A 22,826-nucleotide genomic window follows, 5' to 3' on the forward strand; every position below is an offset into this window, starting at 1 on the left:
CCGCCGACTTCCTTCAGATTCCACCTCGCGGTGGACACCCTTGTCTTAGGCTAACGGTTGGCACTATCAACCCCCGTATCGGACTTTCACCGACAAGATTACGCCCATGCCGGGCGCACCTAAGAAAAGGTAATTTACAATTTGTAAATTACCTTATAACTACATTCTCTCTTTGAAACTCCTTAACCATATCAAGAGCGGCAGTAGCGCTTAGTTCTTCTTGTTCTTTTACTTCTATTCTTTTTATTTTACCAAAGGATTTCTTAAGGGATAAATCTTCCTTTCCTGTTAAAACCCATATAACATTTTTAGTTATCGGCTTAACTTCTAACTCATTTTCTCCAACTCCATCAGTAAAATATATTAACACTCGATTCTTTAATCTATTTTCATGCAAATATTTAAATACCGGAGAAAACTTCGTAGCTCCATTATTTGAACTTCTCTTTTTAAAATCCCTTTTGGATTTAGCTTCATAAACTCTCCTAATTTGGTCATCACATTCAATTACAGTGATTTTACTGCTTCTATTTTTAGCAATATCTAAAACTTCAATCATTATTTTGTGTATTTCACCTTCACTAATAGATGCACTAATATCCAAAGCTACTATTACTTCTGGTATTAAATTTGGTAAACTTCCTCTAATGTCCAGCCTATCAGGTTGTCGTCTACTCTTCCTAGTTATAGTTTTTCTTTGTCCTGCTCTAATTGTAGGAAGCATGCGTTTTAGCTCATCCTGCCAGGATATTTGAGCTAATTCCTTATAGGACTCTACTATTTTTCTAATATCTTCTGGAGCTTTATTCTTTAAGGAGCTTACAGCTATTTTTTTTGTCATTTCTTTTATTGAGTCTGAATTTAAATCACTTTCCTCCCAGGCATCATGAGCTTTAGAAATATCAATTACTGTTCCAATATCCTTATCATCAGACTTCATCTTATTTTTTAATTTCTCTTTAATGATTTTATCAATTTCTTCTGCATATAACTCTATTGAATTATCTTCTTTTAAGGAAGCATAAAATTCATAATTAAATCTTTCTAATCTATAACTTTCTGGAGGCATATTATTAATAAATTGATTTATAGATATATCTAATGCCATGTTTACAGCTGTTGTAGTATATTTATTTCTAAGCTCTTTCTCTCTTTCATGATGACCATACATTATATGATATATTTCGTGTTTAAATAAGGCTACCATTTCTCTCTTGTTACATTCTAAAAATAGTAATGGATTAAAATATAACTTAAATCCCTTAAGCATTGGCACTGTTGCAAGAGGCCAAGTAATATCATATTTTATACCTCTTTCAATTTTTACCAAAAACTGTCCAAAGAAATTATCTTCTCCTTGAATCATAGATACAATGATACTTTCTACAAGGGAAAAAAAGTCTCTTTCAAAAGTAATATCTTCAAATCCATTTCTAATATTATAAGCTCTTTCTAATAATACTGCACGTATATTTTCAAATTCCATAACTATCATCCCTATTCAAATATAGCAAAAAAAGCATCAAGAAACTTTTCCTCATTTAATAGATCCTTATATAGTTTTTCACTTGCATCTATTTTAACTTCTTTCATTATTCCTAATCTTAAATCTTTAGGATAGGAATTTAATAAATCGCCATATAATTTTCTATTTTTATCTATATTATTTTCTTCTAAATATCTTAATGAATTTTTCGCTATTATATATAGCCTTGAATGGCTTTCATTTCTTAATTCTTCTCTTAATTCTAAAGGTAAAACTTCATAAGCAAATAACTCTTCTGGCTTAATAATTTTATCTTTTATATTTTTTATATGATTAATAAAATCTGTAGCTATACTAATTCCAACATTACCTTTTACAATATTATATAAAGTATTTAATGAATATTTATTTGGATTTTTTATATATACATTATATGCTCTTCCAATTCTTTCCCAGCTTCTTGGAGTAGCTTTAATTGCTTCCTTAGAATTTGGGGTGCTCAAATATTCAGGAAAAGTAGATAAAAATTCTATTATATTTTCATTTATATTTCCCTCTTTGCTCATTGCCCAGTTTATCCATTCTTTAATATCTGAAGTTAGTTCTATCCAGACAAATCTATCCTCTTGGGCACTATCCATATCTACTACTTGATAATCAGAATATTCATATCCATCATATTTATTTGATGGATTCATAGCTGCTACAATTTTTACATTTTCAGCAAGCTTATAATTGTTTATTTCTCTATTTAAAATGATATTCATAAGTTCCTGCTGTACTGCATGCTCACATCTATTAAGCTCGTCTATAAATAAAAGTACTCCATTGTATTTATCACTTTGTAATGCTTCATCTATTTCTAACAACTTATAATGGGCAGCATATGTTGTTCTTCCATTTTCAACTATTGGCAAGCCACCAATTTCTCCTTCTTTTAAAAGGTTAGCATCTATATTAACTAAATAATAATTTTCTTCCTTACATATCTTTTTTACTAATGATGTTTTTCCTATACCAGCTTCCCCTATAATTAAGGGTACACTTCCTGATTCTAAAACTAATTCTATAGCATTTTTTGCTTCTGAAAATTTCATTCTGTCACCTCTTATCTTGAAAGTTCATAATCAACTAATAACATCTTAGCCTTTTTACTTCCATATTCTCTTATAAAATTTATCTTATTCATTTCTAATATTTCTAGTTCTAAAAAGTCTATTAGATATTTCTCGTCTATTTCTTCCTGACTTACCTTCTCTATTACTATATCAACAACAAAATCTACTGTTATTGAATCAAAAACATATTTAACTATTTTTATATTATCTCCAATTAATATCTTGAGTTCATCTATATCATAATAAATATAATTTATGGCTTCTTCATTTTTTCTTATGGCTGCTCTTTTAACTTCTAAAGGTGGATTATCTATAAACTTTATAGCTGCCCAATAATTTTCAATAGCCTCTAATTGAACCTTTAAACTAGGATTTTTTATATACTTAATAGCATCATAATCTTTTCTTACTGCTAAGAGCTGAATCTCCTCACTAGGATCTTCTATAAATTGAATTGCCCACCCCTTTGTTTTTACTGCTTCCAATTTAACCTTTTCTGTAGGATTTTTAATATACTTTAATGAATTCCATAGTAATCTTACTGCTAATATAGAATTTTCCTCATCTAGATCTTCAATATATTCCACTACCAAGGGATTATTCCTAATAGCATATTCCTTTACTAAATTACTTGGATTTTTTATATATTTTATTGCCAATCCATTTTTATTAACAGCTTCAATAATTAAATCCTCAGTTGGATTTTCTATATCTTTAATAAGGAATGGGTTTTCTTTTATCCTTTTTAAATCAATTTCTAACATAATTCTTCCCTTCTACTATATTGTTAATAATTTTGTATTTTATCTTTCGCATAAATATTATACAACAATCGTAAAATAATTACTATATACTTTTATTTAATAATTATTATTAAACAAAAACTAATTTTATATAAATTTATATAAAATAATTGGTAGTTAATAAAATAAATATATATTTTACAACTACCAATATAAATTTATTAAATATTTATTCCCTCTTTATTTAACTCTATATTAATTTTATATAAAGCATTATATCTAATCAATATACCTTAATGGATAATATTATAAATTTGTTAATTTTATTTCCATTTATTTACATTTGTTGTTATGTTAAGTATAATAAATATAAAAATATAGTTATTTGAGGTATAAGATATGAAAGAATTCAATATTTCAGAAAGGAGAAAACTATTATATAAACGTAAAAAAAGACGAAAAACAATTTTTAATTTATTCTGCTTATTTACTTTATTTATTATTATATCTACTCTTTTTATTATAATAAAATCTAAACATGAAAAGAACACTTATATAAATAAAAAGATTGCTGCTTCTTATAACAATGAAGACACAATTACAGTATGCATAGACCCTGGGCATGGTGATTGGGATACTGGAACAAAAAGTACTAAGGGGATTTTTGAAAAAGATATAGTATTAGATATCTCCTTAAAGCTAGGAAAATTATTAGAAGATGAAAATATTAATGTGGTTTACACCAGAACTAATGATTCTATTCCCTATTTAGGTACCGCTAATGATAGCTTAAAAGAAAGAATAAAAATTTCTAAAATATTTAAGGCTGATTTATTCATTTCAATACATTGCAATAGTAATTATGACTCTACTTCTGCAAGAGGAATTGAAACATGGTATAAAGCTGAAATGGAAGAAAGCCTTAAATTTGCAACTATTGTACAAAATAATTTAGTAGCCCTTAATTATAGTGAAGACAGGGGATTAAAAACTTATGAAAATAAGGAGAATGCCCTTGCAGTTCTAGAACTTAACACTGCAACACCTATTCTAGTAGAGTTAGGCTTTTTAAGTAATATTTTAGATGAAAGATATCTTACCTCTGATTTAGGAAAGGAAAAAATAGCTGAAGCTCTAAAAAATTCTATTATTGAATATATTGATTCAATATAAAAAATATTATTAAATAAAAATAGTAGATAAGTTTTATTATTAAATACTATCTACTATTTTTATATTTAGCTTTCTAATTTACCAATGTAATACTATTTATTTCTTCAAATATTTCTATTCTTTTTTCTAAAGTAACTATAACCACTAAATAATCTCCACTTAAAAGTTGAACTTTTCCTTTTGGAATTATTTCTTTTTCACCTCTTTTTATAGAAACTAACAAGCAATCTTTTGGCCACTCTATGTCTTTTACATACTTCCCGTCAGCAATACTCCCCGCTTCAATTGGAAATTCTAAAATAGTTTTTTTTGTATTATCAGCTTCTTCTTTAATCCCTTTCCTCTTTAATAATCTTTCAAGTAGAAGCTCATAAATTGCTTCATTTTTTAAGAAGTCTGCAGTAATATAAGAAACTATTACTGTTAACCCTAATGATAAAATATGATTAAATGAACCTGTCATTTCCATTATCAAAACTATTCCTGTAATTGGAGCCTTCACCACCGCTGCAAAATAACCAGCCATTCCTAAAGCAATAAAATTAACAATAAATTCTTTATTTAATCCCAAAAATGTAAAAGAAAATACACCTGTAATATTACCTAAAATAGCACCAAGTAAAAGCATTGGAAGAAAAATCCCTCCTGGTACTCCTGAGCCAAAAGCTATCATCAACAATAAAAACTTGCTTAAATAAAGTAATATTAATATACAAATTGAATTATCCTCAACTGTTAAGTTTAATATTGTATCATGTCCTCCTCCTAATAAGGATGGAAATAATAAGCCAATTAAAGCTGTCACAAAGAAGGGAAACATTATTTTTACTTCAATTGGTATTTTTTTAAATTTTCCATAAAGATCTTGAAATAAATATATTCCTTTTGAAAATATAGTTCCTGCTACTCCAGTCAAAATTCCAAGAATTATTAATAACCAGTAATATTTTAAAGGTAATACTTGTAATCTCTCAAAATTCAAAGATGGTTCCATTCCTAGAAATCTTTTTGATACAAAATCAGCTGCGATTGCTGATGCCATTGCTGGCAAAAGAACTAAAGGAGAAAAATTTCTATGTATTTCCTCTAAAGCAAATATCATTCCAGATAAAGGGGAATTAAAAGCTGCTGCTAATCCTGCCGAAGCACCTGATGTAATCAAATATTCTTTCTTAACTTTAACTTTCTTATATGTTAAATCAGCAACTCCTTCTCCAACAGCCCCACCAATTTGAACAGAGGGACCTTCTCTCCCCAAAGATAAACCTGCTGCTAATGCTATTACTCCTCCTAGGAATTTATATATAAGTATTTTAAACCAATTTAACCTAAGTTTATTTACTACTCTTCCCTTTATTTGAGGAATACCACTACCAGATATCATTTCTTCTCTTTTTACCATAATTCCAACTAAATAACCTATAAAAGTTAAAGTTATAATCACTATTATCGACTTTATTATTGATTGATTTCCAAAATCATAAAAATTATTAAAATATCTTGTAAGATTACTTATTGCTAATCTATTCAACACTATAACAAACCCTACCAGAAATCCAATTAGTGTACCTTCTAACAATAACTTAATCTTCATATTTTTTCTACTTTTAAGAATTTCCTTTGTACTACTTGTATCCATTACTAATCTACCTCATTTCAAATATATTAGTTACCTCCTCCAACATTTTGAAATTTGTAAAATCATAATGTAATGGAGTTATGGCTATATATCCTTTTGATAAATAAAATAAATCAGTATCCTCTTGTTCAATTTTATTTCTATTTGAGCTTATTTCATAAGTTTTTTCTTCAGCATCTTCAATTAGCACATATTCAGATTTATATGTAGACTTTCCTAACTTACAAACCTTAACCCCTTTTATTTCCTCTTCTTTAAGATTAGGTATATTAACATTTAACACTACATTATTTTTTAAGTATTTTTCTTCTGCTATGTCTACAATTTTTCCAGCAAGCTTAGCAGCTATAGTATAATCCTCATCACACCTTGTCCAATCTACTTCCATAGAAAAAGCTATTGCTGGAACATTATAGATTGAAGCCTCTATTGCTGCAGAAACTGTTCCTGAATATAAAATATCAGTCCCACAATTAAGACCTCTATTAATTCCTGATATAACTAGATCTACTTGCTTGCATAGTAAGGATAAGCCTGCCTGGGTACAATCTGCTGGTGTACCTACTAAACTGTATGCTTCAAAATCCTTATCTATATTTTCTTTTCTTATTTTTATTGGATTATGTATTGATATAGAATGACTTGATGCACTTTTTTGCTCCCTTGGTGCTACTACAGTAACTTCATGCTTTTTGGATATTTCTTTTGCTAAGTCATATATCCCTCTTGCATTAATACCATCATCATTTACAATTAAAACATTCATCTTTTCTCTCCTAAATCTTCCTATATGTAAATCATATAAAAATTATATTTTACTAGTCTAAAGCATAATAAGTACTAACAAATAAATTATATATTAATATTTTAATTAATAAAAGGGAATTATAAATATTGACATATATCAAGGAGGTTAAATTATGAAAAATAAAAAGAAAAATATAAACTATACTTCTGATCCGACTTCTTCTAATTATGAAAAAAGAATACAAAATAAAGCTAACGAAAAAACTCCATTCGCAGATGAAGAACCATCAAATCATACAGAATATAAATAAGGTCCTAAAACACACTAGCACAAATACAAAAATAACTGAGAAAAACTTTATTAAGTTTTTCTCAGTATTATTTTTATTATTTACCTATTTCCTTTTGCTTCACAATATATACATCTATAAATCTCATCTTCTTTGTCCCTTAACTCAAATATATGTTCAAGCTCCTGTTCAGTAGATGTTATACATCTTGGATTATTGCATTTAATTAAATTTGTTAATCTTTTATGCCTTTCTGTATTTAAATTTCTAATTCTTTTATTATCTTTCATTATATTTACCATTGTATTAGGATCAACATATCCTATAAAATCAAAGTTAAAATTCATACTTTCTTTTAAAAGTTTTATTATAAGGGCCATTCTTATATATTTCCCATTTAAAACCTGTTTAAAATAACAAGCACGACTATCCTTATCTACAGAAACACTGATTTCATTAACTCTAGGAAGAGGATGCATTATCGACATATCACTTTTGGCTCCATTAAGCTTTTCAGGAGTTAAAACATAGCTATCTTTAAGTCTTAAATAATCCTCTGCATTAAGAAACCTTTCTTTTTGAATTCTTGTCATATATAAAATATCAAGTTTTGGAATAACTTCTTCAAGCTTAGTAGTCTCTTCATATGAAACATCCTTGTTCTCAAGAAGGTCCTTTTTAATATAATTTGGAACTTTTAATTCTTTTGGTGATATAAAGACCATATTGATATTATCATATCTTGTTAGGGCATTTATAAGAGAATGAACAGTTCTTCCATATTTAAGATCGCCACAAAATCCTATAGTTAAGTCCTTTAATCTTCCCTTTTCCCTATATATTGTAAGTAGGTCTGCAAGAGTCTGCGTTGGATGACAATGACCTCCATCACCAGCATTTATTACAGGTACAGATGTATTATTAGCTGCAACATACGCAGCTCCTTCCTTTGGATGGCGAATTACAATTATATCAGCATAACAACTTATAACCTTTGTAGTGTCAGCTACACTTTCTCCTTTTGATACTGACGAACTTGCCGCCTCAGAAAAACCTATTACATTTCCACCAAGTTCATACATAGCAGCTTCAAAACTTAGTCTAGTTCTTGTAGAAGGTTCAAAAAATAAGTTTGCTAGTTTTTTCCCCTTGCATATTTCACTGTATTTTTTAGGATTATCTATAATATCATTTGCAAGATATATAAGTTCATCAATTTCCTCTACTGAAAAATCAAGTATATCAATAAGGCTTTTCATTATTTCTTTACACCACCAATCCAACTCTTATCTGATGGATTATTTCTAAAAGCAATTAATCTTACTATATCCTCTTTCTTAATATATCCTTCCTCTGCTGCTACTTCAGCAATTACATCAAAATTTGTAAGGGAGATATTCTTAACCTTTGCTTCTTCCAGCCTTTCAATACTTTTATTCATTCCATATGTAAATATACTAGCAATACCTAAAACTTCTGCCCCAGCATCACGTAATACATTGACAACATCAATTACGCTTCCACCCGTTGAAATAAGATCTTCAATGACTACAACCTTCTGCCCTTTTTCAAGCCTGCCTTCAATTTGATTTTGCCTCCCATGACCTTTTGTGCTTGAACGAACATATCCCATAGGAATATTTAAAAGATGAGCCGTGATTGCTGCATGGGCGATACCTGCCGTTGAAGTTCCCATTAATACTTCTGCTTCAGGATAATTTTCCTTTATTATCTTTGCAAGACCTTCTTCTACATGATTACGTACATCTATATCACTAAGAGTAAGCCTATTATCACAATATACAGGACTCTTTATTCCGCTTGCCCATGTAAAAGGCTCTTCTGGACGAAAGAACACTGCTTTTATTTTAAGTAAATCCTTTGCTATTAGTTTTTCCATTATTTCATCTCCCTTAATCAACAAATTCTTCTATACATCTCATATAAGCAGCGACCGGATCTAAAGCTGCCGTAATTGGCCTTCCTACAACTATGTAGTCTGAGCCAATTTTTTTAGCATCCTTTGGGGTCATGATGCGTTTTTGATCACCTAATTCACTATCTACAAAACGTATTCCTGGAGTTACAGTTAAAAAATCCTTTCCACAAAACTCATGTACTTTTTCTGCCTCAAGAGGTGAGCATACAACTCCGTCAAGTCCTGCCTTCTTTGCATTTTTAGCATAGTGCATAACAACTTTTTCAATAGGCTCTGATATTAATAAATCTCTTTTCATAGTTTCCTCATCTGTTGAAGTTAACTGAGTTACAGCAATTAAAATAGGTCTTGTTCCATCAGATCTTCTAAGACCTTCAAGGGCAGCTTCCATCATAGTAATAGTTCCCCCAGCATGAAGATTACAAATATCTATATCAAGTTTTGATAAAACTGCCATTGATTTTTTTACTGTATTTGGAATATCATGAAGTTTAAGATCAAGAAATATCTTATGACCTCTTTTTTTAATTTCCCTTACAATTTGCGGGCCCTCTGAATAAAAAAGTTCCATCCCAATCTTTACAAAAGGCTTTTTCCCTTTAAATTTATCGAGGAATTCAAATACTTCTTTCTTGCTTTGAAAATCACAGGCAATAATAACATCCTTTCCCATTACAATGCTCCTCCAATAATATCTTTTAAATTATCTATATTATATTTTTTCATTACATTAGGCAACTCTTCTATTATCTCCTTGCAAACATAAGGATTTACAAGATTAGCTGCTCCCACCTGAACTGCTGTTGCACCAGCAAGCATCATTTCAATTACATCTTCTGCACTTGACACTCCCCCCATTCCTACTACCGGAATTTCAACTGCTGAAGCTACCTGATATACCATTCTAAGAGCTACTGGAAAGATGGCGCTTCCTGAAAATCCCCCCATTTTATTGGCTATAACAGGCTTCCTGCTTTTAAGGTCAACTCTCATTCCTAAAAGAGTATTAATAAGACTAATTCCATCTGCACCTGCTTCTTCACAAGCCTTAGCTATGGATACAATATCCGTAACATTAGGAGATAATTTCAATATTATAGGTTTTGTTGTAACTTTTTTAACTGCCCTTGTAAGCTCTGCAGCAGTTTCAGGACAAGTACCGAAACTCATCCCTCCTCCATGAACATTAGGACAGCTAATATTAACTTCTATCCAACCAACTTGTTCACATTTATCAAGCTTTTCGCTAGTATATACATAATCTTCAATAGAAAATCCACTTACATTTGCCATAACCTTTTTATTAAAACATTTTTTAAGTTTTGGCAGTTCTTCATCAATTACCTTTTGAACACCAGGATTTTGCAACCCCACCGCATTTATCATACCAGCAGTACATTCTGCAATTCGTGGAGTGGGATTTCCAAAACGAGCTTCTTTGGTGGTACCTTTAAAAGAAAAGGTACCTAGGCAATTGATATCATAAATTTCTGCAAACTCATAACCATATCCAAAAGTTCCACTAGCAGCTATTACAGGATTATCAAGCTCTATTCCACATAAATTAACCCTTAATCTTTCCATAGTATCTCCTCCTTATCTAGAACAGGTCCCTCTTTGCAAATTCTCTTAAATCCTGTAATTGTTTTGCAAGAACAGCCCATACAAGCTCCAAAACCACAGCCCATTCTTTCCTCAAAACTAAATTGCCCACTAGTCTTACTAATTTTATGAACAGCCTTAAGCATAGGCTCAGGGCCACAGGTATAAAAATAAGAATAATCTACCTCTTTCATTTTATCTGTTACAAATCCCTTGCTGCCATAAGAGCCGTCTACAGTTGTTATAAATACCTGCGCCCCTAAATTTTTAAATTTTTCTTCATAAAAAATTTCATCTTTAGTATTGAAGCCAAGAATTACTTTAACCTTCTTTCCTTCCTCAATTAATTTTTTTGCCAGGTAATACATTGGTGGAATTCCAATTCCACCCCCTATAAGAAGAGGCTTATCTCCTGATTTTGATAAATCATAACCATTCCCTAGTTCTGTTAATATATCAAGGTATCCTCCTTGAATATTCTTCATAAATTCAGTTCCTTTTCCAACAACCTTATATAGAATTATTAATTTATCTCCTTTTATATCGCAAACAGAGATAGGCCGTCTTAAATGTAATCCTTCAAGTTGAATATTAACAAACTGACCTGGCTTTAAGCCTGATGTTTCTCCCAAAAGGGTCATTTCCATAACCTTATCATTTAATTCTATATTTTTAATTACTTTATACTTTATCTTCTTCATAATTCACCCTTTATGCATCTATTGTCGAAATTATAGGTGTAGTTTCTTCAAGAACATCTAGAAGAACTCTAACTGTATCAAGAGACGTAAGTATGGTTACATTATTTTCAGTGGCACAATGTCTAATTAATTGTCCATCACTCATTTGTTTCATTGAAGCAAGATTTCTTGTATTAATTACATAAGCAATGCTTCCCTGACGAATTAAGTTCAATATCTCATTACTTCCGTCACTGATTTTCTTTACTATACTGGCATGTATTCCATACTTCTTTAAGAAATTTGCAGTACCTTTTGTTGCTTTAATGTTAAAACCTAGATTATAAAATCTACCAATAAGAGGAAGAGCTTCCTCCTTATCATTATCCGCTACAGTTACAAAGACTGTACCATAATTTTTAAGCTGCATGCCACTAGCTTGAAGCCCCTTATATAATGCCCTATTTAATTTATTATCATAACCAATCGCTTCCCCTGTGGATTTCATTTCTGGTGATAAATAAGCATCTAATCCTTTTATTTTATTAAAAGAGAATACAGGAACTTTTACATAGTAACGGTTCTTTTCCTTTGGATATATATCAAATATCCCTTCTTCTTTCAAGGATTTTCCTAGAATAACTTTTGTTGCAATATCTGCTAGGGAATAACCCGTAGCTTTAGATAAGAACGGTACTGTTCTAGAAGATCTTGGATTTACTTCTATAATATAAACATTATCCTCTTTATCAACTATAAACTGTATATTATAAAGACCAACTATTCCTATTGCTAACCCAAGCTTCTTTGTATATTCTAAAATTCTTCCTTTTACCTTGTCTGATATACTAAAAGCAGGATAAACACTTATTGAATCTCCTGAATGTATTCCTGTTCTTTCAACAAGTTCCATAATACCTGGTACAAATACATCTCTACCATCACATATAGCATCAACTTCTACTTCTTTTCCTTGAATATATTTATCAACCAATACTGGTTTGTCTAAATCTATTTCTACAGCAGTTTTTAAATACTGTCTTAACTGCTTTTCATTTGCTACAATCTGCATTGCTCTTCCTCCAAGCACAAAACTTGGTCTTACTAAAACCGGATAACCTATGCTATCAGCAGCTTTCACTCCCTCTTCTATATTTGTTACGGCTTTTCCCTTAGGTTGTGGAATATTAAGCTCCCCAAGTATCTTTTCAAATCTATCACGATTTTCTGCCCTATCTATTGCTTCACAATCAGTTCCTATAATTTTAACGCCGCGTTTCATTAAAGGCTCTGCAAGATTAATTGCTGTCTGACCACCTAGACTTGCAATCACTCCCTCAACTTTTTCAAAATCTACTATTGCCATAACATCTTCTGCAGTTAAAGGTTCAAAATAAAGTTTATCTCCTATCGTATAATCTGTTGAAACTGTTTCTGGATTATTATTGATAATAATTGCTTCATATCCAGCCCTTTTAATAGTTTGTATTGCATGAACTGTTGAATAGTCAAATTCAACACCTTGTCCAATACGGATTGGACCTGCACCAAGAACTATTATTTTCTTTTTATCTGTTGGTTTTGATACATTTTCTCCTGTATAAGATGAATAAAAATATGGAATATATTTTCCGGTATGAAGAGTATCAACCATTTTAAAAATTGGAATAATTCCTTCTTCTTTTCTTTGCTTATAAATTTTTATCTCATCACAACCCCATAGTTTAGAAATATATTTATCTGAAAAGCCCATTCTTTTAGCTTCTTTTAATATATTTTTATCAAAAGGAGTTTTTCTTATTTTATTTTCCATATCTATAATTTTCTTTATTGCTTCAAGAAATAATTTAGTTATCATAGTAAGCTTATGAATTTCTTCAATCGAAGTTCCTCTTCTTATAAGCTCAGCAATTGCATAGATATTATCATCCTTAAAATCACTTATATAATTTAATAATTCACTAATTGACATATCATCAAATTTTGAAAGATATAAATGGCAAACCCCTATTTCTAAAGAACGAACAGCTTTTAGGAAACATTCCTCCAAATTTGACCCAATACTCATAACTTCCCCTGTTGCCTTCATTTGAGTGCCAAGTTTATTGGAAGCTGTTTGAAATTTATCAAAGGGGAAACGAGGGAATTTTGCAACTATATAATCAAGGCTAGGTTCTATTGCTGCAGTTCCACCTGCCACTTCTATTTCTTCTAATTCCATACCAACTGCTACTTTTGCTGTAACTTTTGCTATCGGATATCCACTTGCCTTAGATGCTAGAGCTGAAGAACGAGAAACTCTTGGATTTACTTCTATTAAGAAATATTCACTGTTATAAGGATTAAGAGCAAATTGAACATTACATCCACCTTCTATCTTTAATTCCTTTATAATTTTAATTGCACTATCTTGAAGCATTTTTTTATCCTCTTCCTTTAATGAAAGGATAGGCGCAACAACTATTGAGTCTCCGGTATGAACACCTACTGGATCAACATTTTCCATACCACAGATTGTTATTGCATTCCCCTTTGAATCACGCATAACTTCAAATTCAATTTCCTTATATCCCTTAACACTTTTTTCAATTAATACTTGATGAACAGGAGAAAGCTTAAAAGCATTTATACCAATTTCAATAAGCTCTTCTTCATTATTTGCAAATCCTCCACCTGTACCTCCTAAAGTAAATGCAGGACGAAGTACAACAGGATATCCAATTTCCTTAGCAGCCTTTTTAGCCTCTTCTAGGTTATATGTTATCTTAGAAGGAATTACTGGTTCTCCAATAGTTTCACACATTTCTTTGAATAATTCTCTGTCTTCAGCTATCTCTATACTCTTACTGCTAGTACCTAAAAGTTCAACTCCACATTCCTTAAGTATCCCTTTCTTTTCAAGCTGTATTGCCATATTAAGACCAGTTTGACCGCCAATACCTGGAACTATTGCATGAGGTCTTTCATATCTTAAAATTTTTTCAATATATTCAAGAGTTAAAGGTTCCATATAAACTTTATCAGCTATGCTTACATCAGTCATAATAGTTGCAGGATTAGAATTTACTAAAATTATTTCATAACCTTCTTCCTTAAGAGCAAGGCAAGCTTCTGTTCCTGCATAATCAAATTCTGCTGCTTGTCCAATAATAATAGGACCTGATCCAATAATCATTATTTTTTTAATATCTGTTCTTTTTGCCATTTTTACTCCTCCTTAAATTTCATCAATATAAATGATTTTATTATTACAAATTGTTGCAATACATTTCCCCATTAACTTCATACCTTCAAAAGGAGTTGCCTTTCCCTTAGAAAGAAAATCTTCTGAATTAACAACTATTCCTTCATTTAAATCCCATATTGTAAAATCATCTCCTAAAGGTATTCCAAATCTTTTTCTCGGATTTATAGCCATAAGCTCTATTAACTTTTCTAAACTTATTAAATTTTCTTTTACTAATTTTGTATAAAGCACAGGAAAAGCTGTTTCAATTCCTACAATACCAAAAGCACTTTCCTCAAGTCCCTTTGATTTTTCCTCAATACTATGAGGTGCATGATCCGTTGCAATCATATCTATTGTTCCATTCTGAACTCCCTTAATGAGAGCAAGTCTATCTTCCCTACTTCTTAATGGAGGATTCATCTTAAATCTGCCATCTTCCTCTAAGTCATTTTCATCAAGGACTAAATAATGAGGAGCAGTTTCACAAGTAACGTCTATTCCATCTTCTTTTGCTTTGCCTATTAGCTCAACACTTTCTTTACAAGAAATATGACAAACATGATAAGCACAGCCAGTTTCCTTAGCTAATCTTAAATCTCTTTCAATAACCTTCCATTCACTTTCTGAACAGATGCCTTTATGATTATGCTTATTAGCATAAACTCCTTCATGAATATACCCACCATTAAGCAAACTGTTGTCTTCACAATGAGCTGCTATAATCTTTCCTAAGGATTTTGCTCTTTTCATAGCTTTTTTCATTAGTTCTTCATCCTGTATTCCCTTTCCATCATCTGAAAAACCTAGTATTTTCCCGGCCATTTCTCTCATATCAGAAAGTTCTTTCCCATCTTGATTTATAGTAATGGAGGCAAAAGGATAAATATTAATAACTGAATCTTTTTCTATTATTTTTATCTGTTCATTTAAGTGTTCTAGAGTATCAGGTACAGGATTTAAATTAGGCATTGTACATACTGCTGAATACCCTCCTCTGGCCGCTGCCCTGCTGCCTGATTTTATTGTTTCCTTATATGAAAACCCCGGTTCCCTAAAGTGAACATGTACATCACAAAAGGCAGGAAAAATAGTATATTTATTAGTCAGACAGCCTTCAATTATCTTCTTTGGCAAATTGCATTTTACATTAAACATATAGCCCCCCCTTTTTATTTTAAAAAAAAACCTTGTCGATATCGACAAGGTATAAATATGCAAAATAAAGGTGACAAACATAAAAGCAGCACCAACATTTAAACATTGCAATTATATAATCTTATCGATATCTCTGTATCGTTTTAAAGATGTATATTTATTCATTCATTATTCATTTGTTCATTTTCAATTATTATGCCACTAAAAACATTATTTGTCAATTACTATTTTTATAAAAATCTGAAATTTTATAATTTAAAATTAAACTGACTAAATTGACTATTATATAATTCTGAATAAAAACCTTTCTGTTTCATTAATTCATCGTGAGTTCCCTCTTCTATTATTCTCCCATCTTTTACCGCAATTATCTTATCTGCATTTTTTATTGTACTAAGCCTATGAGCTATTATAAAAGTCGTTTTATTCTCCATAAGCTTCTTTAAAGCTTCTTGAAGCTGAATTTCTGTTCTTGTATCAATAGAGGATGTTGCTTCATCTAATACTAAATTTGAACAATTTGATATCATTGCTCTTACTATCGCTAAAAGTTGACGTTGTCCTTGAGATAAATTACTTCCATTATCCCTCAATACAGTATCATATCCTTTTGGAAGCTGTTTAATAAAATGATGGGCATTGGCTAATTTTGCTGCCTTTTCTACTTCTTCATCACTGGCATCCAATCTTCCATATCTTATATTTTCTCTTACAGTATCTTCAAATAAGAATGTATCTTGTAACACTATAGCTATAGACTTTCTAAGGCTTTTTAAAGAATAATTCTTTATATTTTCTTCATCTATTAATATACTTCCAGCATCTACATCATAAAATCTATTTAATAAATTAATAATAGTTGTCTTACCTGAACCTGTTGGCCCTACTATGGCAATCGTCTGTCCCTTTTCAGCCTTTATATTTATTCCCTTTAGTATTTTTTTCTTTTCAGTATATGAAAATTCTATGTCTCTTAACAAAACATTTCTTTCAACCTTTTCCAACTCTTTAGCATTTTTATTATCTTTTTCTTTTTTTTTCATCCATAACTTCAAAAACTCTTTCAGCTCCTGCTAAAGCTGATTGAATTGTATTACCTATATTTAAAATTTCATTTATAGGCCTATTAAAATTCCTCATATAAAGAATAAAAGTAAATACAGTTCCAACCGTAATGTTTATATCTTTAAGAATTAATATCCCTCCAGATACTGCAAGTAAAAAGTATGTAAAATTATTTATGAAATTCATTGTTGGAGCCATTGCACCAGACATTGCTTCCGCTATTATTGCACTTTTAGTTAAAGCTTTATTTTTATTACTAAACTCCTTTCTTACTTTTTCTTCTTGTCCAAATAAAAAGGTTAATTTTTGACTAGATATCATTTCCTCTATATATCCATTTAATTCTCCTAACTCTTTCTGCCTTCTCAAGAATATCGGCTGAGTTTTATTAATAATAGTTCTTGTTATTATAAACATAAGAGGAGTACTTATTAATCCAATCAAAGTTAAAGTTGGACTTAATAATAGCATCGCAATAATCATACCTACTATATTAATAAGACCCGAAGCAAACTGAATAATGCTTTGTGATAAAGTGTTATTAATATTATCAACATCATTTGTGAGTCGGCTCATTAAATCTCCGCTTGAATGAGTATCATAATAATTTACTGGCAGCTTTTGAATACTTTCAAAAAGATCTTTTCTTATTGAAAACACTAAGGCTAATATTAAAATGTATTTTTTATCTCCAAGATATTTTAATAGTCTTTTAGTTGTTTCCATTGGATTATTAAGTTTTTCTTTGCTTCCAGCCTTAATATTTACTCTTCCCCTTCCTGATGTATTTCCTATTAGCAATCCCCTGCTATTAGACATTTGAAAGCACCTCCTCTCCTAATTGTGAAACTGCTATACTTCTATATATTTCGTTATTTCTAATTAATTCATCATGGGAACCAATAGCTGATATTCTCCCCTCATCTAATACAATTATTTTATCTGAATCCATTACCGCAGATATTCTTTGAGCTATGGTTATAATTGTAACTCCAGCATCTCTATTTTTTATTGCTTCATGAAGCTTAGACTGAGTCTTCATATCTAAGGCACTAGATGCATCATCCATAATTAATATTTTAGGATTTCTAACTAAAGTTCTTGCAATAGAAAGCCTTTGTTTTTGCCCCCCAGATAAATTTTTAGCTCTCTGCTCTATTTTTTCCTTATATTTATTTTTCTTCTTATTAATAAATTCATAAGCTTGGGCATCCTTAGCACTTTTCTCAATCTCTTTGAAAGTTGCAAAATTATTTCCAAACCTAATATTTCCTTCAATATCTCCTGATAAAAGCAAACTCTCTTGAAGAACAATTCCTATATTTTCTCTTAATTCTTTTAGTTTTAGTTCTTTTACATTAATTCCACCAATTAATATTTCTCCCTTATATATATCATATAATCTTGGAATTAAGCTTATTATGGTACTTTTTCCTGAACCCGTTGGGCCTATAATACCTATATGTTCGCCTTCTTTTATACTAAAGGATATATCCTCCAATACATTTTCACTTTCCTCATTGAATTTAAAATACACATTTCTAAATTCAATATCGTATCCTTCTAATTTCTTAGCATTTTCCTTTTCTTTAATTGAGGAAGTCATATTTAAAATTTCATTAATTCTATCAGCTGATGCCTTTGCTCTTGAAAAGTTCATCATAAGATTTATAACCATAACAGTAGAATGCATTATTTGAATCATATAATTTACAAAGGCCATTATCTTTCCTAGCTCTAAAGTTTGATATGAAACCATCCTCCCTCCAAACCATAAAACTGCTACAACGCTTAAATTCATAATAAGTTGTGTAAAAGGAGAAAGAACTAGATTCATATTTTGAGAAGCTATACTACTAACTGTTAATTCTTTATTTTTTTTTATTGAACCTTTCCTTTTGTTTTTCCTCTAAATTGAAAGATTTAATAACTCTAACTCCTAAAATATTTTCACGCATAACAAGATTAATATCATCTAGCTTATTTTGAACTTTAATAAACAAAGGCATAGATTTTTTTAAAATTATTATTATACCTATAACTATAATTGGTATAGACACTGTAAAAATAGTAGAAAGATTTAAACTTAATCTCACCGCCATAATTATTCCTCCTATTGCCATAAGAGGTGATCTAACTGCTGCCCTTAATGCCATATTAAACATTTGTTGAACTTGAGTTACATCATTTGTTAATCGAGTAATCAGTGAGGCAGTCTTTAACTTATCTATCTCCATAAATAAATTTTTCAAAGATGTCTCCTTTCCTGTACTTCTATTTTTATATAAAATAAAATATGTACTATTGATTTTGTTCTTTGTTTATTATACAACAAAATATTTTTAATTGAAAATAATTATTTATTGAAAATATTAATCATTTATTCTGTGTAATTTTTACTATATAATTAAATAGCAATTTTATTCTTTTACACATATATTAATAATATTAATTTAAACAAGGAGTATCTTTATGTGGATTATTTACGCATTTCTATCAGCTTTTTTTGCAGCTGCAACCTCAATATTGGCAAAGCTCGGAATTCAAAATGTCAATTCTAATTTAGCTACTGCAATTCGTACAGTTGTAATTATTATAATGGCTTGGGGAATAGTATTTTTAAATGGAAGCTATAAGGAAATTCCTAACATAACTCAAAAAAGCTGGCTATTTCTTATTTTATCAGGTGTTGCAACAGGTCTATCCTGGTTATTTTATTTTAAGGCACTACAATTAGGAGATGCATCTAAAGTAGTTCCTATAGATAAATTTAGTGTAGTTATAAGCATGGTCTTAGCCTTCTTAATATTAAAAGAAGCAGTAACAGCTAAAACTATTATTGGTGGAATTTTAATCACCCTAGGAACCTTTGTCTTAATACTATAAAAATAAACCAGCATCTCAGAAGTTTTGTTAAATTCTAAATAGGATAAAAAATAAGTTGTAACATATAGTTACAACTTATTTTTTAAATTAAACTATTATATAGTAATAAAAGTTCTAGGCTTATGCTTAAATCTTATTATAACTTTAAATAAATCTCCATCTAGATCTATCTTAAAGCTTCCCCCTTGAGCTTCTACAAAACTCTTTGCAATAGCAAGGCCAAGGCCAGAACCTTCTGTGCTTCTAGATTTGTCTCCCCTTTGAAATCTTTCTACAATCTCTTCTTCAGTAAAATCCATTTCAACTGCTGAAATATTCTTTAGTATTATTTCTACTTCCTCATCCTTATTATTAATATCAACATAAACCCTTGAGTTTCTCATTGAATACTTTATTATATTGTTAAATAAATTATCAAATACCCTAAAAGTTTTTTGACTATCTAAAGGAACAACTATTTTATCATCAGATATATTCCATTTTACAGTCAAGCCTACTTCATTTATCCTATCCTGTAATTCAATTTCAGCCTGCTTTATCAACTGAATAATGTCTATATCCATTATATTTAATGAAATATTATTACTTGATACCTTACTCATCTCAAATAAATCTTCAATTAATATTTTTAATCTTTGTGCCTTTTTATTTATAATATCAATATACTGTTTTTTATTTTCTTCTGATGAATTTTCATCCTTTAGCAAATCTATATAAGTTATTATAGAAGTTAAAGGAGTTTTTAAATCATGAGAAACATTAGTAATTAAATCTGTCTTCATTTTTTGGCTTTTTACTTCTTCATCTACCGCCTTTTTGAATCCTCTTTGAATTTTTAATAATTCTTCTTTAAAAGCTTCAAAGATTTTTAAATCCTCTGTTATTTCTATATCTAAATTTCCTTCAGCAATTTTATTTGTTGCATTTAATAAAATACTGTATTTATCTTTTAATTCAAATAAGTATTTTCTTAAAATAAAAAATAAGACGATTGAATAAACTATAGCAGCAAAGATTCCAGCAACCCATAATAGGCAGCATATCGTTACTATAATAAAGTTTATTCCTACTAATTTAAGGATATATTTATTTCCTTCTTCTTTAAAATCAATACTTGCAAAGTTATCTAAGCCTTCTCTTGATTTTTTAATTAAAAATCTTGTTATTCTACCTATTAAAGTATTTTCTTTAATATATTTAATAAAGCCCTTTCCAAAGATATATTTTATTAAAGTTACTCCTACAAAAACTGCTAAGAATAAGATTAACCAATAGAATATATTAAAAATGCTTATAGCTGATTTTACAATATTTTCTGATACACCAAGGCCAGCAAATCCTTCTATTATTTGGCTGTTATTTAAAGTTCTATATAATATTTCAGGAGCTAAAGCTATTGAAGCAGCTTCAAAGCTAAGTAAAATAATAAGTATCTCAAAAGGAATATTGATAACTTTTCCTATAATTAAATCTTCTAAAGACTTTTTATAAGGAATAAATAAGGCTATTAAAGCAATTACTGCAAAGGCAATAAACATATAAAATATTAAAATACCAGCTATTTTATCATACTCAAATTTGTTATCTTCATAAGCGATAATATCATGTTCATATACTAGTACTTTTGGTATTCCATAAACAATAGTTACATCTTTAGGATTATCAATCTTAATATTTTTATCTATCCTAAAAACTTCGTTAATTAATTTATCATTATTATTATAATAATAATCTTGATTATAGGAATAGTTATTAGTATTTAAAACACTGCTTTTTCCTTCTAAAGAAAAATCAATTACAATATAGTATCTATAATAATCTTTTAAATCTTTATTATCTACGTTTTTAATAAAGTCTTCTAACTTCTTATCTGTATTTGTAATAGAAAATTTGCTAGCTTTATTAATTATAAAATAATCTAAGTTTTTTAAATTTTTCAGTTTATTTTCTGCCCTTCTTAAAGCCCCTTCCCTAAGAAGATTTCCATTTTGATATTTACTTTCTAAAATCTCATTATATAAACTTCCATAAGATATTGGCTTTCCTTCTTCTTTTTCTTTTAACATTTTATATAAAACAAAATTACTTCTGTATAATGTATCTTGTATGTATTCATAATTATTATTTGAAGTATTATTTGCTTTAGATAAATTATATATTTTATTATAATTATTAAATATTATTACTGATAATATAGTTATTAATAAAATAATTATACTGCTAATTCCAAGCTTTTTATATGAGTTACTATACTTTTTCAATTTTGTATCCAACTCCCCACACCACCTTTAAATATTTTGGATTTTTCGGATCATATTCAATTTTTTCTCTTATATTTCGTACATGAACCATTATAGTATCTGTACTTACTGCTTTTTCATTCCATACCCTCTCATATATTTCTTCTGAAGAAAAAACCCTTCCTGGATGCTTCATAAGTAATTGTAGTATTTTAAATTCAATAGGAGTCAGCTTAACAGCTTTACCATCAACAGTTAACTCTACCTTATCAACATTTAACTCTAATCCCCCTATTGCAAATACTTCATCTTTATGTTCTTCTGCTTTACCCCCATTATTTATTAATTCTAAATATCTTGAATATCTTCTTATATGGGAATTTACCCTAGCTATTAATTCCATAGGTGCAAAAGGTTTTGTTACATAATCATCTGCTCCTATGTTAAGCCCCATTATCTTATCAATCTCTTCTGATTTTGCAGAAAGCATAATTAAAGGGAAATCGTATTTTTCTCTTAATTTAATTGTCATTTGTATACCATCCATAACTGGCATCATAATATCCACAATAGCTAAGTGAATAGTTTCCTTATTTATTATGTCAAGTCCTTCCTTTCCATTATGCCCAACAAAGACCTTATATCCTTGATTTTTTAAATATATTTCCACTGCCTTTGCTATCTCAATATCATCCTCAACAACTAAAATATTATATGTATTCATAACTCTCTCCTTTTTTCTAGTAATACCAACATTATAAAACATGAGAAAAATATTTTAAATTTTAATATGCTTTTATTTTAATTATTAATTCTAAAGAAAAGATAATTCTA

General features: G+C 29.4%; 21 protein-coding genes and 1 pseudogene. 3 read left to right on the forward strand and 19 right to left on the reverse strand.

Features of this window, described 5'->3' with window-relative positions:
* Positions 1 to 148 precede the first annotated feature (148 nt).
* From KQI16_RS07305 to KQI16_RS07315, 3 genes are read right to left on the reverse strand one after another with little or no spacing between them, the layout of a single operon-like run.
* The gene (locus KQI16_RS07305) at positions 149 to 1,486 is read right to left on the reverse strand and encodes a vWA domain-containing protein (protein ID WP_216433202.1); all 1,338 of its coding nucleotides are present in this window, start codon (positions 1,484 to 1,486) and stop codon (positions 149 to 151) included.
* Between the two features lie 11 nt (positions 1,487 to 1,497).
* On the reverse strand, positions 1,498 to 2,583 hold the full coding sequence (locus KQI16_RS07310; protein ID WP_216433204.1) for an AAA family ATPase: 1,086 nt from the start codon (positions 2,581 to 2,583) through the stop codon (positions 1,498 to 1,500).
* An 11-nt stretch (positions 2,584 to 2,594) separates the two neighbouring features.
* Positions 2,595 to 3,368 (reverse strand): hypothetical protein, encoded by a 774-nt coding sequence (locus tag KQI16_RS07315; protein WP_216433206.1) that lies wholly within the window; start codon positions 3,366 to 3,368, stop codon positions 2,595 to 2,597.
* 378 nt (positions 3,369 to 3,746) lie between these two features.
* Between KQI16_RS07315 and KQI16_RS07320 the strand changes: the two genes are divergently transcribed.
* A complete protein-coding gene (locus KQI16_RS07320; RefSeq protein ID WP_216433207.1) occupies positions 3,747 to 4,520 on the forward strand; it encodes an N-acetylmuramoyl-L-alanine amidase family protein in 774 nt (257 codons plus the stop codon).
* A gap of 73 nt (positions 4,521 to 4,593) precedes the next feature.
* Here the strand turns inward: KQI16_RS07320 and KQI16_RS07325 are convergent, their stop codons facing one another.
* Together KQI16_RS07325 and surE are read right to left on the reverse strand one after the other, a co-directional pair.
* The gene (locus KQI16_RS07325; RefSeq protein WP_216433209.1) at positions 4,594 to 6,159 is read right to left on the reverse strand and encodes a ClC family H(+)/Cl(-) exchange transporter; all 1,566 of its coding nucleotides are present in this window, start codon (positions 6,157 to 6,159) and stop codon (positions 4,594 to 4,596) included.
* 7 nt (positions 6,160 to 6,166) lie between these two features.
* Positions 6,167 to 6,925 carry a 5'/3'-nucleotidase SurE gene (surE, locus tag KQI16_RS07330; protein WP_216433211.1) on the reverse strand — a complete coding sequence of 253 codons (759 nt, stop codon included), beginning with the start codon at positions 6,923 to 6,925 and terminating at the stop codon, positions 6,167 to 6,169.
* Positions 6,926 to 7,079: 154 nt separating this feature from the next.
* On the opposite strand from surE, the gene KQI16_RS07335 reads away from it, so the two are divergent.
* A complete protein-coding gene (locus KQI16_RS07335) occupies positions 7,080 to 7,217 on the forward strand; it encodes a hypothetical protein (protein WP_164704092.1) in 138 nt (45 codons plus the stop codon).
* Positions 7,218 to 7,297: 80 nt separating this feature from the next.
* Here KQI16_RS07335 and KQI16_RS12990 read toward each other — a convergent pair whose 3' ends face one another.
* The 12 genes and pseudogenes from KQI16_RS12990 to KQI16_RS07385 form a co-directional block, all read right to left on the reverse strand.
* Complete coding sequence (locus tag KQI16_RS12990) at positions 7,298 to 7,576, reverse strand: hypothetical protein (RefSeq protein WP_330654167.1); 279 nt, start codon at positions 7,574 to 7,576, stop codon at positions 7,298 to 7,300.
* Positions 7,553 to 8,455: pseudogene (gene pyrB / locus KQI16_RS07340) on the reverse strand (aspartate carbamoyltransferase); the annotation flags it as partial. The pseudogene pyrB and the gene KQI16_RS12990, both read right to left, overlap by 24 nt.
* A complete protein-coding gene (pyrE, locus tag KQI16_RS07345) occupies positions 8,455 to 9,096 on the reverse strand; it encodes an orotate phosphoribosyltransferase (RefSeq protein WP_119866589.1) in 642 nt (213 codons plus the stop codon). The pseudogene pyrB and the gene pyrE, both read right to left, overlap by 1 nt.
* Positions 9,097 to 9,109: 13 nt before the next feature.
* Positions 9,110 to 9,808, reverse strand: a complete 699-nt coding sequence (pyrF, locus tag KQI16_RS07350) for an orotidine-5'-phosphate decarboxylase (RefSeq protein WP_119865362.1) — start codon at positions 9,806 to 9,808, stop codon at positions 9,110 to 9,112.
* Positions 9,808 to 10,719, reverse strand: a complete 912-nt coding sequence (locus KQI16_RS07355) for a dihydroorotate dehydrogenase (protein WP_216433215.1) — start codon at positions 10,717 to 10,719, stop codon at positions 9,808 to 9,810. Before KQI16_RS07355 ends, pyrF begins: the two co-directional genes overlap by 1 nt.
* Complete coding sequence (locus KQI16_RS07360; RefSeq protein ID WP_216433217.1) at positions 10,707 to 11,438, reverse strand: dihydroorotate dehydrogenase electron transfer subunit; 732 nt, start codon at positions 11,436 to 11,438, stop codon at positions 10,707 to 10,709. Before KQI16_RS07360 ends, KQI16_RS07355 begins: the two co-directional genes overlap by 13 nt.
* Before the next feature lie 10 nt (positions 11,439 to 11,448).
* Positions 11,449 to 14,622 (reverse strand): carbamoyl-phosphate synthase large subunit, encoded by a 3,174-nt coding sequence (gene carB / locus KQI16_RS07365; RefSeq protein ID WP_216433220.1) that lies wholly within the window; start codon positions 14,620 to 14,622, stop codon positions 11,449 to 11,451.
* A 12-nt stretch (positions 14,623 to 14,634) separates the two neighbouring features.
* Complete coding sequence (locus KQI16_RS07370) at positions 14,635 to 15,801, reverse strand: dihydroorotase (RefSeq protein ID WP_286172955.1); 1,167 nt, start codon at positions 15,799 to 15,801, stop codon at positions 14,635 to 14,637.
* A gap of 248 nt (positions 15,802 to 16,049) precedes the next feature.
* Complete coding sequence (locus tag KQI16_RS12995) at positions 16,050 to 16,844, reverse strand: ABC transporter ATP-binding protein (protein WP_286172956.1); 795 nt, start codon at positions 16,842 to 16,844, stop codon at positions 16,050 to 16,052.
* Positions 16,822 to 17,685, reverse strand: coding sequence for an ABC transporter permease (locus KQI16_RS13000; RefSeq protein WP_286172957.1), 864 nt, complete (start codon positions 17,683 to 17,685; stop codon positions 16,822 to 16,824). Before KQI16_RS13000 ends, KQI16_RS12995 begins: the two co-directional genes overlap by 23 nt.
* On the reverse strand, positions 17,678 to 18,703 hold the full coding sequence (locus KQI16_RS07380; RefSeq protein WP_286172958.1) for an ABC transporter ATP-binding protein: 1,026 nt from the start codon (positions 18,701 to 18,703) through the stop codon (positions 17,678 to 17,680). The genes KQI16_RS13000 and KQI16_RS07380 overlap by 8 nt, the downstream gene beginning before the upstream one ends.
* A gap of 34 nt (positions 18,704 to 18,737) precedes the next feature.
* On the reverse strand, positions 18,738 to 19,118 hold the full coding sequence (locus KQI16_RS07385; RefSeq protein ID WP_216433226.1) for an ABC transporter transmembrane domain-containing protein: 381 nt from the start codon (positions 19,116 to 19,118) through the stop codon (positions 18,738 to 18,740).
* A 220-nt stretch (positions 19,119 to 19,338) separates the two neighbouring features.
* Between KQI16_RS07385 and KQI16_RS07390 the strand changes: the two genes are divergently transcribed.
* The gene (locus tag KQI16_RS07390) at positions 19,339 to 19,752 is read left to right on the forward strand and encodes an EamA family transporter (RefSeq protein WP_216433228.1); all 414 of its coding nucleotides are present in this window, start codon (positions 19,339 to 19,341) and stop codon (positions 19,750 to 19,752) included.
* Positions 19,753 to 19,847: 95 nt separating this feature from the next.
* Here the strand turns inward: KQI16_RS07390 and KQI16_RS07395 are convergent, their stop codons facing one another.
* Both KQI16_RS07395 and KQI16_RS07400 read right to left on the reverse strand, forming a co-directional pair.
* Entirely contained in the window at positions 19,848 to 22,013 is a 2,166-nt protein-coding gene (locus KQI16_RS07395) for a sensor histidine kinase (protein WP_286172959.1), read from the reverse strand.
* Positions 22,000 to 22,716, reverse strand: a complete 717-nt coding sequence (locus KQI16_RS07400; protein ID WP_216433233.1) for a response regulator transcription factor — start codon at positions 22,714 to 22,716, stop codon at positions 22,000 to 22,002. The genes KQI16_RS07395 and KQI16_RS07400 overlap by 14 nt, the downstream gene beginning before the upstream one ends.
* Positions 22,717 to 22,826: the final 110 nt, after the last annotated feature.

The sequence above is a fragment of the Caproiciproducens sp. MSJ-32 genome (assembly GCF_018918055.1).
In the GTDB taxonomy this organism is placed as follows: Bacteria; Bacillota; Clostridia; order Clostridiales; family Clostridiaceae; genus Clostridium.